The 15137-nt window shown below is 69.8% G+C and carries 7 protein-coding genes and 1 tRNA gene; 2 read left to right on the forward strand and 6 right to left on the reverse strand.

Annotated features, from left to right (window positions below):
* Window positions 1–259 precede the first annotated feature (259 nt).
* From CEK69_RS06025 to CEK69_RS06045, 5 genes are all read right to left on the reverse strand, one after another.
* Window positions 260–6532, reverse strand: coding sequence for a YDG domain-containing protein (locus tag CEK69_RS06025; RefSeq protein ID WP_152244427.1), 6273 nt, complete (start codon window positions 6530–6532; stop codon window positions 260–262).
* 34 nt (window positions 6533–6566) lie between these two features.
* Complete coding sequence (locus CEK69_RS06030; protein ID WP_226975057.1) at window positions 6567–8294, reverse strand: ShlB/FhaC/HecB family hemolysin secretion/activation protein; 1728 nt, start codon at window positions 8292–8294, stop codon at window positions 6567–6569.
* A gap of 305 nt (window positions 8295–8599) precedes the next feature.
* Window positions 8600–9265: a response regulator transcription factor gene (locus tag CEK69_RS06035; RefSeq protein ID WP_226975058.1), complete on the reverse strand. Its 666-nt coding sequence runs from the start codon at window positions 9263–9265 to the stop codon at window positions 8600–8602.
* A 75-nt stretch (window positions 9266–9340) separates the two neighbouring features.
* A complete protein-coding gene (locus tag CEK69_RS06040; protein ID WP_226975059.1) occupies window positions 9341–11359 on the reverse strand; it encodes a sensor histidine kinase in 2019 nt (672 codons plus the stop codon).
* A 553-nt stretch (window positions 11360–11912) separates the two neighbouring features.
* Window positions 11913–11989: transfer RNA gene (locus CEK69_RS06045), tRNA-Arg, on the reverse strand.
* Window positions 11990–12262: 273 nt separating this feature from the next.
* Here CEK69_RS06045 and ubiA point away from each other — a divergent pair.
* Entirely contained in the window at window positions 12263–13165 is a 903-nt protein-coding gene (gene ubiA / locus CEK69_RS06050) for a 4-hydroxybenzoate octaprenyltransferase (RefSeq protein WP_017909533.1), read from the forward strand.
* 108 nt (window positions 13166–13273) lie between these two features.
* On the opposite strand, the gene CEK69_RS06055 is transcribed toward ubiA, so the two are convergent.
* On the reverse strand, window positions 13274–13981 hold the full coding sequence (locus CEK69_RS06055) for a ComF family protein (RefSeq protein WP_087963688.1): 708 nt from the start codon (window positions 13979–13981) through the stop codon (window positions 13274–13276).
* Between the two features lie 73 nt (window positions 13982–14054).
* Here CEK69_RS06055 and bioB point away from each other — a divergent pair, with 73 nt between their 5' ends.
* Window positions 14055–15098 (forward strand): biotin synthase BioB, encoded by a 1044-nt coding sequence (gene bioB, locus CEK69_RS06060; protein WP_017917023.1) that lies wholly within the window; start codon window positions 14055–14057, stop codon window positions 15096–15098.
* Window positions 15099–15137 lie beyond the last annotated feature (39 nt).

The following is a 15137-nucleotide window of genomic DNA, read 5'->3' on the forward strand; positions in this document are numbered from 1 at the left end:
TGTGTCGCACCCTGCATGCATCAGGCAATCACACCTCCAGAATGTGGCGCGTCCGCGGCGCGACGGTGGCGAGGCGATGACCTTGATCTCACCGCAAGGGTGCTCCGCGCTTGCCACCATCGCACCGCGGACGCCGCTGCCTCCGCCTCAGGCGCATCACCCGCGCCGAGACGGTCGAACCCGGCCTGGCCTTTCCCCCGATCAGCCAGGCCGCAGGGACGCAGAGGCGGCAGCCGCCCCTGCGTCCCTCGCCACTCCGTCAGTCGACGAAGCTCAGCACCAGCGCGCGCACCTGCTGCACCGACACGCCCGCCTGCTGTTTCAGCGCGCCGAGCGCGTAGGCGCTGAGCGTTTCGCGGTCCATGCGTGCGGCCGAACGCGGCGCCACCACGTGGAGCGTGCCGTCTTCCAGCAGGGACAGGCGCAGCGTAGCGTTCTCGTCCGCATCGACGGCCACACTGGTCTGGGCGCTGGCGCGAACGTTCTGCTGCAGGTTCGGCGCGGTCGGCGCGCTGCCGTCCAGCGGGTGCAGCGCCAGGCTGCTGCCCAGGTCTTCCACCCGCAGGCGGCCAAGCGCACGGCCTTCGCCGTCGAACACCGTCAGCACCGCCACTTCAGGCTGCGCCAGGGTCTCGCCACCGGTAGCGAGGCTCACGCCGGCACCGTTGCGCAGCACCTGCTCCATCGCCACATCGCCCGGGGCACCGCCGCGCTGGCCGGCACCCTGGCTTGCGGCGCCAGCACCGCCCTGGGCATCGGCGACGTTGCCTGCGCCGTTGCCACCGGCATTGGCGCCCGCCGAGCCGGTGGCACCGTCGGCCGCGGTGGTCCCGGTGCCCGTGCCGATCGCAGCGCCGGTAGTGCCGCCGGCACCGCCCGAACCACCGACGCTACCGCCAAGGCCGCTACCGCTGCCACCGGCGCCGCCACCCGATGCCGTGCTGCCGGCGCCGGTCGGATCGAGCGAGGTTCCACCCAGCCGCGGTTGCGCCGATGCGCCCAGTTCCCCCATCGCGCCGGCCGCTGCCGAAATCGCACCCGCCGCCGTCAACGAATTGCCGTCGGCGGTGCCGCCCGGCTGCGTGCCGTTGCCCCCCATGCTCGGCTGCGAGACCGCGTCCACCGCGTTGCGGCCCGGCAGGTCCTCGATGCCGGCGACGGTCTGCTGACGCGCGTCGGTCAGGCGGTAGTTGCCCGCGTCGGCACCGCTCAGGGCCAGTGCGATCTGCACCGTCTTGCCCGCCGCGGCCGAGGCATTGTCGTACTGACCCCGACCCTGCAGCGCGACCTCGTCGCCAGCGACCACGCCACGCAGCGGCGGCATTACCAGCACCGCGTCGCTGCCGCCGTCGAAGCGCTTGTCCAGCACGGCCACATTGCCGACGGTCAATTCCTTCGCCGCCACGTCGCCGCGCGACTGCAGGCTGGTGTTGACCAGGCGATAGTTGCCGGCATCGCCACCGCGCAGGCCCGCGGTCACGTCCACGCGCTTGCCGGTGCCGGCGTTCTTGGTGTCGTAAAGGCCCTGCAAGATCAACGCCACGTCGTCCCCACCGACCGTGCCGACCAGGCCGCTGCTACCGACGGTGGCGGTCCGGTTGCCGTCGTACACCTTGGCGGTCACGCTCAGCGTGCCGGCGTCGATCGTCTTGGGCGTGATGTCGCCACTGGACTGCAGGCGCGTCGCGAGCAACTGGTAGTTGCCGGCGTCGCCACCGCGCAAGCCCGCGGTCACGTCCACCCGCTTGCCGATGCCGGCGTTCTTGTCGTCGTACTGGCCTTGCAGGACCAGCGCCACGTCGTCCCCGCTCAGCGTGCCGACCGGGCCGTTGCTGCCGACGCTGGCGGTGCGGTTGCCGTCGTACACCTTGGCCGTCACGCTCAGCGTGCCGGCGTCGATCGTCTTGGGCGTGATCGAGGCGGTACTGCCGCGCGGCGTCGAGGTGGCCACGTCCATGACGTAGTTGTCGGCATCGGTGCCGCCGAGTTGTGCGGCGACCACGACGCTCTTGTTGTCGCCGACGTTCTTGTCGACGAACGCAGCCTGGGTGGCGACGGACACATCGTCGCCGACGACGGCATTGCCGAGCGTGGCGTTGCGCACCTGCGCGCCGATCCCGCCGTCGTACACCTTGCCGGCGATGTCGACCGCCACCGTCAGCGTGCGCTTGGCGATGTCGGCATAGGCCGTGCTGTCGACCAGGTAGTTGCCTGCATCGCTGCCGCCGAGCGCGATGCCGGACACGGTGACCTGCTTGTTGACGCCGGCGCGCTTGTCGGCGAACACCGCGCCGGATGCACCGGCGAAGCGCACGTCGTCGCCGCTCACCACGCCGCTCAGGGCCGCCGACCCCAGGCTGGCGGTGGTGGTGCCGTCGTAGACCTTGCCCTGGATCGAGCCGGCCCCCAGCTGCAGCGTCTTCTGGCTGATCGTACCGATGTTGGCACTGGCGCTGGTGCTGGCCAGACCGTAGCCGTACACGCGCACCGCGCCGTTGCCGGCGTGGTCCACGCTCAGGCCGTCGACGGTGACCGCCTTGCCGTGGCCGACGTTCTTGCTGTCGTAGTGCGCGGCGGTGCCGGTGACGACGACCGTATCGCCGTCGATCGCACCGCTGCTGGCCGTGTAGCCGATCCCGCCCAGTGCGGCAGCGGCATTGCCGTCATAGGTCTTGCTGGCTGCGCCGGTGAGGGCGACGGCAACGGTCGGGGCGACGCGGTAAAGGAAACCGCTGCCCGCATCCAGCACGGTGCTGCCGGTGCCGGCGTTGTACTGCTTGAACTGCGGCGCCAGACCGCCGCGGGTGTCATTGAGCGGCGAGGTGGAATACACCAGCCAGCGGCCGTTGCCGGTGCTCACCGCGCTGCTGCCTGCCTGATTGATGAAGTTGCGGCCGGCCGCCAGCAGCACGCCGGTCTGTCGCTGCGCGGCATTGCCCGCGCTCACCGCCTGTTGCAGCGTCAGGTCCGCGCTGGCGCCGGTCAGGCGCACGTCCACCGCGCCGGTGGAGGCGATGCCGGCGAGGCCATCGACACTGCCGACCAGCAGGTTGCCGTTGTTGCGGAAAGTCAGGTCGCCGCTCTGCGCCGCGATCGCGTTCACCAGGGTACTGGCGGAGGTCAGCGACACCGCGCCGCTGGAGCGCAGCGCCAGTGCCGCGGCGGTCAACGCGCCGCTGCCCTGGATGCCGGTACCGGCCACGTCGTTGAGCGACAGCGTCTGCGCGGCGCTGATCCCGTGGTTCAGGCTCAGGCCGCCCTGCGCGGCGCTGAGATAGAGGCTGCCGCCGCTCACGCCGACATCGCCGGTCTGCTGCAAACGACGCGCCTGCACCTGCATGCGGTTGCCAACGGCGACGTTGAACGCCCCCATCGTCACGTCATTGCCCGACGCATCCACACGCAACGTGCTCACGCCGTTGAAGCGCGACAGCATGCTGCCGCTCAAGACAGTGCTGCTGCCGCCGAACGCGAACGGGTTGCCGCCGGACAGGGCGAAGGCCACGGTGGCTGCCGTCTGATTGCTCAGCGTGGTGCTGGCCGCATCGAAACCGGTGCCGGCAGTGGCGGCGAGGGTGGCGGCGCTGTTGTTGAAGTTGATCGCGCTGTTCAGGCCCAAGGTTCCTGTCGCGTTCAACCCCACCGTCCCGGTGGTGCCGGCGCGCACATTCAAGCCGGTCAGTGTGTCGGCGAGACCCAGGCCCCAAGTGGCGCTGGAACTGGCGATCTGGGTGGCGCCGCCCACGTCCAGCCCCAGCGTGGTGAAGTTGAAGGTACTGTCGCTGAGGGTGGCGCCAGCGCCGGCGGTGACCGCCAGTTTGGCCGCAGATACGCCGCCGTTGACTCCCAAGACGCGTTGGCCGCTCTTCAGGCTCACGGTGCTGGCGCCAGTGACGATGTCGCTGTCGAACACCAGGTCGCCGCCGTCGCTGCGGCCCACTTCCAGCGTGGCCGCGTTGACCTGGCCGATCGTCGCGTTGCTGAGCCCGGTGCCCAGATGCAGGGCGTTGGCCGCGGTCATCTGCCGGATCGTGACCTTGCCGTTGCCGCCGTTGGCGGTGACATGCTGGCTGAGGTTGATGGTGTCGCCGGTCAGGATCACGTCGCCGGTGCTGTTGCTGAGGCTGCCGGCGGTGATGTCCAGGGTCTTGTCGAGCAACTCGAAGCTGCCGCTGGCGTTGAAGTTGTAGTTGCCGGAGACGCTGATGGTGCCCGTGCCATCGGCGCGGCCGATGGTCAGGTTGCGGATGCCCGGCAACTTGTTCAGCGTCGCCGCCGAGGCGAAGCCGTTGGCGTCGCCCAGCACCATGTTGACCGAAGGATCGTACGGCTCCAGGCGCATCGACGCCGTGCTGAGGTTGTTGAGGGTCGACGAGCCCCAGTCGATCTTGTTGGCGCGCAGCACCAGCACGCCGCTGCCGGTATCGAGATTGACCGGTACGTTGCCGAACACGATGTTGCCGTTGGTGTAGATGCTCGCGTTGCCCTTCATGGTGAACGCGGTATCGATGTTGAAGTCGCCACTGGCGTCGATCAGGCCGTTGAGGATCTTCTCGCCGCTGGTGTAGCTGCCATCGGCCTTGAACAGCACGCGCCCGGCGCCGAGGGTCATGTTGGAGTTCAGCGTCACCGCGCCCTGCCCGGTGGACAGGTACACGTTGCCGCCATTGCTGAAGATCGGCGAGTTCAGGGTCAGGTCGCCGCCGCCCATGTTGTCGGAGTCGCCCCAGATGCGCACGTAGCCGCCATTGGTGGTCAGCGCGCCGCTGACCGAGATGCCGTCGGCGCCGTACAGGGTGATCGAGCCGGCGCCCGGGGTACCGTTGCCGTTCTGGGTGACGTCGTGGGTCGGCAGCGTGCCGGGATTGGTGCCGGGGCCATGTGCGATCAGGTTGCCGATGCTGCTCAGGAAGCCGGTGTTGGTGCGTCCGCTCTGCATGTAGATGCTGCCGGTCCCGAACACTTCCACCGTATTGGTCGGATTGGCGAAGCTGATGGTGCCGTTGGTGTTCTCCAGACGCAGGCTGACATTGTTGGCCATGCTCAGGCGGCCGTTGCCGCCGTTCAGCGACAGGTCGCCGAAGGTGATGCCATTGTCGGCCACCAGCATCACGTTGGCGTTCTGCGCCTGCAGGTCCCGCACGTATACCGTGCTTCCGCCCAGGGAACCGATGCCGGTGCCGCCGCCTTGGATGCTGATGGTGTCCGGATCCAGCAGCAGGTCGCCCATCGCGCCGTTGGCCGCGCTGGCATCGGTGCGGCCGCTGTAGGCGAGTTGCTGCTTGCCGGAGACTTCGGCGCGGCCGCCGTTGCCGCCTTGCGCGCCACCGCGCACGGCGATGCTGCCGGCGAACCGGGTGTCGCCGTCGGACCAGACCACCGCTTCGCCGCCGTTGCCGCTGCTGCCGGCGCTGGCGTCGAGCGCGACGCTGGCATCGGTCTCCACGTGGGTGGCGTTACGCAACGCCGGATCGTGCCCCTGCCAACCGCCGCCGACGTGGATGGCGCCACCGCCGGTCGCGCCGCTGGCATCCAGGCGCGCGCCGCCGTCCAGGCGTAGCTGTTGGCCGAGCACGTCGATGCGGCCGCCCTGGCCGGTCGCCGAACTGGCGTCGAGGCGGCCGCTGACGTGGACCTGGCCGGCGTCGCCGCCGTCGAGCAGGATGCGACCGCCATGCGCGCCCAGCGAGGTCGCTTCGACCACGCCATCCATGTTGATGACGCTGGAGCGCAGCGCGCTGGCGCCGGCGGCGCTGAGCACCACGTTGTTGCCGCGGATGGTGCCGCTCTGCGCCAGTTCCGCCTTCAGCGCGTCCTGGGCGACCGCCAGCGACAGCAGGCCGTCGCTGCCGAAGTCCACCGCAACGCGATCGCCTGCGGCCAGGCCGACCTGGCCCGCCGCGATGCTGCCGGTGTTGCTCACCGCCGGCGCCAGCAATGCCACCACGCCGCCGTTGGCGCGGATCGCGCCGTCGTTGCGCACCGCGCCGGCCGCACCGCTGGCGACGAAGCGCGCGTGTCCGCCCAGGAAGTCGCTGTCGCTGATGCCAAGCGAGCTGACCAGCAGCCCGCCCACGTCCACCTGCGCGCCCTTGCCGAAGTACACGCCGTTGGGATTGACCAGCCAGACCTGGCCGTTGCCGCTCAGTTCGCCCAGCACCTGGCTGGGCGTGCCACCGAGCACGCGGTTCAGCGCGATGGCGGTGCTGTCGGGCTGCTCGAAGCGCACGCTGGCCTGGTTGCCGATGTCGAAGCTGTTCCAGTTCAGGATCAGCCGCTGGCTGTCCTGATGCACGGTCAGGTTGGCGCCGTGCTGGTCCAGGTGCGCATTGCCGGCGGCGATCTGCGCGCCGTCGGGCAATGCGCCAGGATCCACGGCATAGGCCGACAGCGGCACGCTGCCGATGGCGATCGCGGCGGCGGCAGCGCGCACCACGGTGCCGCTGCGCTTGCCGCGGCGGCGGGAAATCTCGGCGGCGACCACGTAGGCGCCACGCAATTCGTCCCAGATCAAACGGTAGATGTGATTCATGCGAATCGTCCTCAGAAGGCGTGGAGTGGCGGCGTCAGAAGCGCAGGCTGGCCTGCAGCCACAGGTAGTGGTCGTCGCGCAGGCCGTCGGCGTTCAGGCCGGCGGCGCTGCGGCCGGGGTTGTCGCCCAGCCGGTGCGCCCAGGCACCGCGCAGCGACCAGCGCTCGCCTTGCAGGTTCAGGCCGATACCAGCGCTTGACAGGTCGTACGCATTGCCCGACCACGGCATCACCGACCCTGCCCACGGATCGATGTGCTGGCGCACGTGGCCGTGATCGGCGAACAACAGCGCCTGCGCACGCACGTGCCTGGCGACGAGGAAATCGCGGCGCAGCTCGGCATTGACCAGCCAGCCGTTGTCGCCGCTGCCTTCGCCGACCGCATGCCCGCGCACCCCGGACGGGCCGCCGAGCAGGAACTTCTCCGATGAATCCAGGTTCTTGCTGGCGAACTGGCCATTGGCACCCACGTACAGACCCCAGTTGCTCAAGCCGCCCAGGCTCTGATTGCGCTCCACGCGCCAGACCAGCTTGTTGTAGCTGCCGCGGGTGCGCGCGCTCAGCCCGTCGGCGATGCGGTCGGCCGCGTTGTCCAGCTCCACACGGCCGGCGACCCAGCCCAGGCTGGCGCCGAAGTAACCGCCGCCCCACCAACCGTCCCAGGCGTTGCCGCTGAGCATGGTGGTGAGCCGGTCCAGATTGCGCTCGCGCAGGACCTGGCCCAGCGCCTTGTCGACCAGCTCGCGACGCTCCGCGTCCATGCTGATCCACAGGCTGCGCTTGCGCGTGCGCAACAGCGGATAGCTGAGGCCGGCGCTGACGGTACGCGCGCTGCCGCGCAGGTCCAGCGGCTTGAACTCGGCGCCAACCGCGTAGTGCATCGACGAGGCGGCGACGTTGGCGCGCAGACCCGACGGGGTCAGGCCGATGGCGTAGTTCAGACCCAGCAGATCACTGCCGCTGCTGTGGCTGAGGTTCACGCCGAGCAGGTCCTCGTGCTCGAACGGCCGATTCACCGCGCCCCAGGCGCTGCTGCGCCACGCGCCGGTGTAGCGGTTGGCGAAGTTGTCCACGCTCGCGCCGCCGATCCACGCCGGCGCACTATCGGCACGGATCAGCAGGCGGCTGCTGCCGGGCTCGGCGCCCTTTTCCAGCGTCGCACGCGCGCTCACGCCTGGCACGTCGTTGATCAACAGCAGCGCGCGCTCCAACTGGTCGTTGCGCACAGGCCCTTCGGGCAAGGCCGCATCGGCGATGCCTGTCGCGCGGGCGCGCAGCGCGGCATCGTCGGACAGCACCTGCACGCGGCCGGGCGCGTTCTGCAGACGCCCGATCATGATCGCGATCTCCAGCTCGCCGTTGCTCAGGTCCTGCCGCGGCAGATAGGCGCGCGCCAGCAGATAGCCCTGCGCCTGCAGCGCGGCACTGACCCGCTGCGCCAGCGCCTGCAACTGCGCGTGGGTCAGCGACTTGCCCAGCGCATCGGCAACCACCGCCTGCAACGCCTGCGTGTCGATCGCGCCCTCGGCTCCGCTGAAGCGGACGCGGTCGATGCGTGCGCTGAAGCCGCCATCCGGCGCATCGGGCAACGGCGCCTGCAGCAACGCGGCCGCATCGTCGGCCGGCGGCTGCAGCCGTTCCTGGCGCTGCTGCTGGTTGAGCAGCGAACCCGCGTCCGGCGGCGCTGTCTGCGCAAGAGCCAAATTGACAGCGAGTGGCAACGAGCCGAGGCCAAGAAGCTTGGCCAGCCGCGTGGTATTCATGCAATGTCCCCGTGTGGTGCGCAGAACGCGCCCTTGTTGATCGGCGCCATTCTGGAGATCACGAGGGTGTGAAAACTTACGAGTTCTGACACGCCCGCGTAACGTCAGAAGACCGCATACGCATCCCGCTCGCGCCGCAGAATTGCAGGCCTTTTCGGCGGTTTTTTGGCGCACTCAAACGGTCAGCGGCCGGCACGTCACCGTCATCGGCGGCGGAATTCTGACGCGCATCGCCGGCGCCACAGCGTGCGCGCACTCGATTGCGCAAGATCGCCATCGCACGCTCGCCTTACGGTGTGGCGCAGTCACTCCACGCGCACGGGCTCGGTCGTCAGGTAGCCGCGCGCGTGCTCGGTGCGGATCGGCAGTTCTTGGCGGCAGGCGTCGCGGCAGCGCCGACGCAGCCGGCTGATCAAGGTGTCGAGGCGACGCTGGTCGAAGGACATCCAGTCCCAGCCCAGCGCCTCGGCCACCTCACGGCGCCCGGTCATCTCGCCGGCGCGCACGGCCAGCACCCGCAACAGCGCGAACTCGCGCGCGCTCAGTTCCAGACGCGCATCCTCCGGCGTGTACAGGCAGCATTCGCTGGCGACCAGACGCCAGCCGCGCGGCAGCCGCCGCAACAGCGCACGCACGTGCGCCGCCAGTTCCGCCAGGCGCACCGGCTTGACCAGATAGTGGTCGGCCCCGTTCTCCAGGCCGTGGATGCGGTCCTCGCTAGCACCGCGTGCGGTCAACATGATGATGCCGACGCCCGGGGAGGCGCTGCGCAGGCGCTCCACGATCTCCAGGCCATCGGCATCGGGGAGCCCGCGATCGAGGATCACCACGTCGAAGCGCAGCCCGGCACTTGCGGCGAAGAAGGCCGCGGCCGAGCCAGCGGATACCACGCGGTGTCCGGCGCCGACCAGATAACTCTGCAGTTCCTCGCACAGATCCACTTCGTCTTCGAGCAGACCGATCAATGCCATGTCAGCGTGCCTCCCCGGCGCGGCGGCGGCGCGCGACGCCATGCCGTGCGCCGCATGTGCGGTGCGTGCGCATGCTCACCGCCCCTCCGCGGCGACGGCCTGGGGCAGGCGCAGGCTGAAGGTCGCGCCGCGGCCGTCGCTGTCCAGGGTCAATTCGCCGCCCAATCGCAGGGCGATGCGCTTGACCAGGTACAGCCCCAGCCCCGCGCCGGCAGTGCCGCCGCTGCCGCTGCCGCGCGCGAACTTGCGGAAGATCCCGGTGTGCTCGTGCTGCGGAATGCCGGGACCCTGATCGGCGACGCCGAGGATCAGGGTCTGCGCCTGCGCCGTGGCCGTCAGCCGTACCGGTTGTCCCGGCCCGGAGTACTTCAGGGCGTTGCCCAACAGATTGTCCAGGGCGATCCGCAGCAGGCCGCGGTCGCAATCCACCCGCAGCGGCGCCTGCGCCAGTTCGACCCGCACGCGCTCGCGTGACGGATCGAGCGCGTCCAGCACCTCGTCGATGAGCGCGGGCAACGCAAACACCTCGCGCTTGAGCGCGCCTTCGTCCGAGAGCACCTGTTCATCGTCGAGGAAACGTTCGATCAACTCGGACATGCGCTCCACCGATCGCTGGATCTTCTCGATGCGGCGGCGTCCTGCCGGCTGCAGCGCGGTCTCCGTGTCCTGCAGCATCTGGCCACTGGCATGGATGATCGACAAGGGCGTGCGGAACTCGTGCGACAGCAACGTCACGAATTCGCGCTGCTCCTCGCGCAGCCGCTGCTCGGCGACCAGTGCCTGCCGCAATTGCGTCTTGCTCTCGCGCAGGCGCTGCTCGGTGGCCTGGCGCTGCACGATTTCCTCGGCCAGTTCGCGGGTGCGTTCGCGCACCTTGTGCTCCAGCGATGCCTCGGACTGCTGCGAGAGTTCCAGCGCCAGGGCCAATGCATCTTGGCGCTGCTTCTCCAGCGCGTAGAAGCGTTGCGCGAAACTGAAGGTCAGCAACAGCAGGTGCAGGGTCAGGCCCACCGCCAGCGGCGCGCCATTGCGCAGCCACGGCGTGTTCGGCAGCAGGCCAAGGTTGATCAGGAAGCCGCGGAAGAATGCGATGTACAGCACCAGGAACGCCACCAGGTACAGCTTGGCCATGGCCTGGCCGCGCCAGCTCAGGTAAGCCGCCACCAGCAGCAGCAACGGTACGCTGACCAGGCTCAGCCCCTGCACGAACGGCATCACCGTGCCGAACCTGCCAAGCAGGAATCCGCTGCAGGCGACGCCGATCGCCAGCCACACGAAGGTTTCGTAGGCGCGCGACAGCCGCGGGAAATGCGTGTGCAAAGCCATCAACCGCACGCTGAAGGACACGGCGATGGCCACGCTGAGCGCCAGCACCACGCCGAGTACGGTGTCGCCGCCATCGTGCGTGTCCAGACGAAAGAACGGGCCGACCAGGCCCCGGGTCTTGTACACGCTGTAGCCGCTGGTGGCGATGTAGGCGACATACCAGCGCACCGGCCCCACGCCGCTGCGTCGCCAGATGAAGGCGCCGGCCATGCACAACGCGAGGATGAAGCCCAGGAAGATGCTGTCCTGGCTGGCGGACAAGGCCTCGTGGGCGAGCAGCGCCTGCGGCTCCCACAGCTTCAGCGCCACCGTCATCGCGTTGCGCTCGGTCAGGCGCAGGTAGACCTCCGGATAGCGTCCATCCGGCGCTTCCAACTGGAACACCGGCGTCCGCAGCAGGTAGGGGTACTCGCGCCGCGACACGTCCTCGCCGCGGCGCAGTTCGCGGAAGCCACCGCCCGGCTGCGGCACGTATAGACGCACGGTATCGGCCAGCGGCGCGTCCACCTGCAACATCAGCACCCGAGGCAGGCCGGCCATGCGATCCAGGCGCAAGCGCAGCCAGACCGCATCAGGGATGTAGCCGAGACTGAACTCCGGCGACGCAGGCTGCAGGTCGCCGCGCGCCGCCACCGCGTGCACGTCGAGCGTGCCGGCACGGTCGCGCAGCATCTGTACGTGCCCGTCCAGGGCAATGGAGCGGCGGCCCTGCTCGGAGACCGACTGGATCCCGCCGCACCCGCCAAGCAACAGGACGATCAGGAGCAACAGGGGCGTGAGCGTCGAGCGGCGGCGCATGAAGAACCCGGCGTTGTATCCGAACGTGTGCGTATGCAGGTGGCGGGCGTCACTGAAAGCACTGCGAGCGGCATCCCCATGCCGGCCCTGTGGCGGACACTACCCTGGCCGCTTCGAAATTCTACACAGGGAGACATGTAATGTGAAATTCATCAACCTATGACGTTGCGCAACACCTCGTTCCGTGCGTTCCGGCGCACGTCCCGTCTCCGAACACGCACGCACCCATGCCAGTACCGCAGCCAGTACCACGCCTGGCGCCCTGCTCGGACACCGCGCAGACGGCTCCAGCAGAGCACGCCGCGTACCATGCTTCTGGGAGCGGACGGGACGCTGACCAAGCGCTGGGACAAGGCCGGGGTCGCGCGGGCATGACGCATCGGCGCCACAGCGCCCGACAGCGAGCAACGCGTGCGTTCGCACGGCCGCAGGGCGGCGGAAGCGAAAGAGGAGAGAGGAGCCTGCGCAGATGGCGGACAGGACGCGGGCGATGCCAGACAGGATCGGCATGCACGGCGGGGGATGGCGCGCCCGGAGGGATTCGAACCCCCGACCAATGGCTTCGGAAGCCACTACTCTATCCGGCTGAGCTACGGGCGCAACGGACGCGCATTCTAACGGCATTCGTGGTCCGCGTCTCCCCCATTCGCACGGCCCGGCGACGGCGCGCGTGTCATGGGCATGCGGCCGCCGCCGTCCGCTCACCGGCACCGTGCGTCGACATGCGGCGCGGCGCGGCCGGCACGGCGGCCACCTCGCCGTGGACGCCTGGCGCCCGTCCGCGTCCTGCGGCGCTCGGCCAACCAACGCAGGACACGGCGCATCCACCTCCGCGACGCGCCGCCGGCACCACGCGGCTGCTACCCTTGCGCGATGGGTTACGAACGCTACGAAACGCCTGCCGCGCTGCCGCCGCGCGCGCGCCTGGGCCAGTATTGGAAACTGCTGCGCGGCGACCGGCCGATCGGCGTGCTGCTGCTGCTGTGGCCGACCTGGTGGGCGCTATGGCTGGCCGCCGATGGGATACCGCCGCTGTGGACCTTGTTCGTGTTCACCGCCGGGGTGTGGCTGACCCGCTCGGCCGGCTGCGTGATCAACGACTACGCCGACCGCTGGCTGGACCCGCAGGTCGAGCGCACCCGCAGCCGGCCGCTGGCCACCGGCGCGGTCAGCGGCCGCGAAGCGCTGGCGGTGTTCGCGGTACTGATGCTGGTCGCGTTCGCGCTGGTGCTGACCATGAACGCGCTGACCATCGGCCTGAGCGTGGTCGGGCTGTTCCTGGCCGCCAGCTATCCCTACCTGAAGCGCTACACCTACCTGCCGCAGGTCTACCTGGGCATGGCCTTCGGCTGGGGCATTCCGATGGCCTTCGCCGCGGTGCGCGGCGAGGTGCCGGCGCTGGGCTGGCTGCTGTACGCGGTCAATATCCTGTGGGCCACCGCCTACGACACCTGGTATGCGATGGTCGATCGCGAGGACGACCTGCGCGCCGGCTCCAAGTCCACCGCCATCCTGTTCGGCGAACTCGACCTGGTCATCCAGGGCGTGCTGTACGCGCTGATGTTCGTCGCTCTCGCCTTCGTCGGGCATCGCGCGGACCTGGGCGTGTGGTACTGGGCCGGGCTGGGCGTGGCGGCGTTGCTGGTCGTCGTCGAATTCCGCATGGCCCGGCACCGCGAACGCGCGGCGTGCTTCCGCGCCTTCCTGCACAACAACTGGGTCGGCCTGGCCATCTTCGCCGGCATTGCCGCGGCGCTGGCACTGCGCGCCGGCTGACACCGACGCGGTTCGGCAGCCCGCTTCGGCGGCGCGCAACAACACCCTGGCCACAGCCACGCGATAGCCACGGGTCCGCACGCGGTGCAGGCGCAGCCGGTGCAGCGCTCACGGCACCCGCGCCACCACCCAGGCATCGACCCGTTCGACGCCGGCACGGCGCAGTGCCTTTGCCGCGGCGTGGAGGGTCGCGCCGGTGGTCATCACGTCGTCGATCAGCGCCACATGTGCAGGTAATGCCGCCGAATCCGGCACCGCGAACGCACCACGCAGGTTGCGCCGGCGTGCGCGCGCATCCAGTTCGGATTGCGCCGCGGTCGCCCGCACCCGCTGCAATTCCAGGCACAGCGGCAGTGCCAGCGCGCGCGCCAGTGGCCGCGCCAGTTCCAGCGCCTGGTCGTAACCGCGCTGGCGCAGCCGCGCCGGATGCAGCGGCACCGGCAGCAGCGCCTGCGGCTGCGGCAAGGCCGCGCAGCGTGCCTGCAGCAGCGCGGCGAGTAGGCGCCCGGCGGCCAGGTCCTGATGGAACTTGAAGCGGCGCAACAGGCCATCGACCGGCGCGGCGTACACGCAGGCGCTGGCCACCCGCTCCAGCGGCGGCGGCCGGCGTTGGCACGCGCCGCAGACCTGCTCGGCATCCAGCGCCGGCAACGGCAGCGCACAGCGGCAGCAGGCCGCCGCATTCCAGGGCACATCGTCGCGACAGGCGGCACACAGGTCCAGGCCCGGCGCGCCTGGCTCCCCGCACACCAGGCAGCGTTCCGGCAGCAGGCGGCGCTGCAACCAGCGCCAACCGCCGTCAACCAAACCAGCCATCGTGAAGTTGACAGGACGTTGCATGCTTACCAGACTGCCCGCTTTCCCAGCCGCTGACCGTCAGGAAACCCCCATGTCCGCTGTCGTCCGACACGACTGGCAACGCCAGGAATTGCTCGCCCTGTTCGACCTGCCGTTCCCGGAACTGCTGCACCGCGCCGGCGCCGTGCACCGCGAACACTTCGATCCGGCGCAGGTGCAGGTGTCCACGCTGCTGTCGGTGAAGACCGGCGGTTGCCCGGAAGACTGCGCGTACTGCCCGCAGGCGCAGCGCTACGCCACCGGCGTGGAGGTGCAGAAGCTGATGAGCACCGAGGCGGTGCTGGACAAGGCGCGCCAGGCCAAGGCCGCCGGCGCCTCGCGGTTCTGCATGGGCGCGGCCTGGCGCTCGCCCAAGGACCGCGACATCCCGAAGGTGGCGGAGATGATTCGCGAGGTGAAGGCGCTGGGCCTGGAGACCTGCGCCACCCTGGGCATGCTCGACGGCACCCAGGCGCAGGCGCTGAAGGCGGCCGGGCTGGACTACTACAACCACAATCTGGACACCGCGCCGGATTTCTACGACTCGATCATCCACACCCGCCAGTACCAGGACCGCCTGGACACGCTGACCCACGTGCGCGACGCCGGCCTGAAGACCTGCTGCGGCGGCATCGTCGGCATGGGCGAGTCGCGCGACCAGCGCGCCGGCCTGCTGCAGGCGCTGGCCAACCTGCCGGTGCATCCGGACTCGGTGCCGATCAACCGCCTGGTGCAGGTGGCCGGCACCCCGCTGCACGGCACGGTCGAGCTGGATCCGTTCGAGTTCGTGCGCACGATCGCCGTCGCCCGCATCGCGATGCCGCGGGCGATGGTGCGGCTGTCGGCCGGGCGCGAGAGCATGAGCGACGAACTGCAGGCGCTGTGCTTCTGCGCCGGCGCCAACTCGATCTTCTATGGCGAGAAGCTGCTGACCACCGGCAACCCGGACACCGAGCGCGACCAGGCGCTGTTCGCGCGGCTGGGGCTGCGGCCGATGCAGGTGATGGTGGATGCCGACGCGCACGACCATCCCGGCACCGTGCACGCGGACATCACCGCCCAGCCCACACCGGCGATCGCCGCCGCGCTGGTCTGAGCCTGGGGCGTCCGTCCGCCGATCCGGCCGTCCATCGCC

It is taken from the genome of Xanthomonas sp. LMG 12462, from assembly GCF_009192885.1.
GTDB classification, from domain to species: domain Bacteria; phylum Pseudomonadota; class Gammaproteobacteria; order Xanthomonadales; family Xanthomonadaceae; genus Xanthomonas_A; species Xanthomonas_A sontii.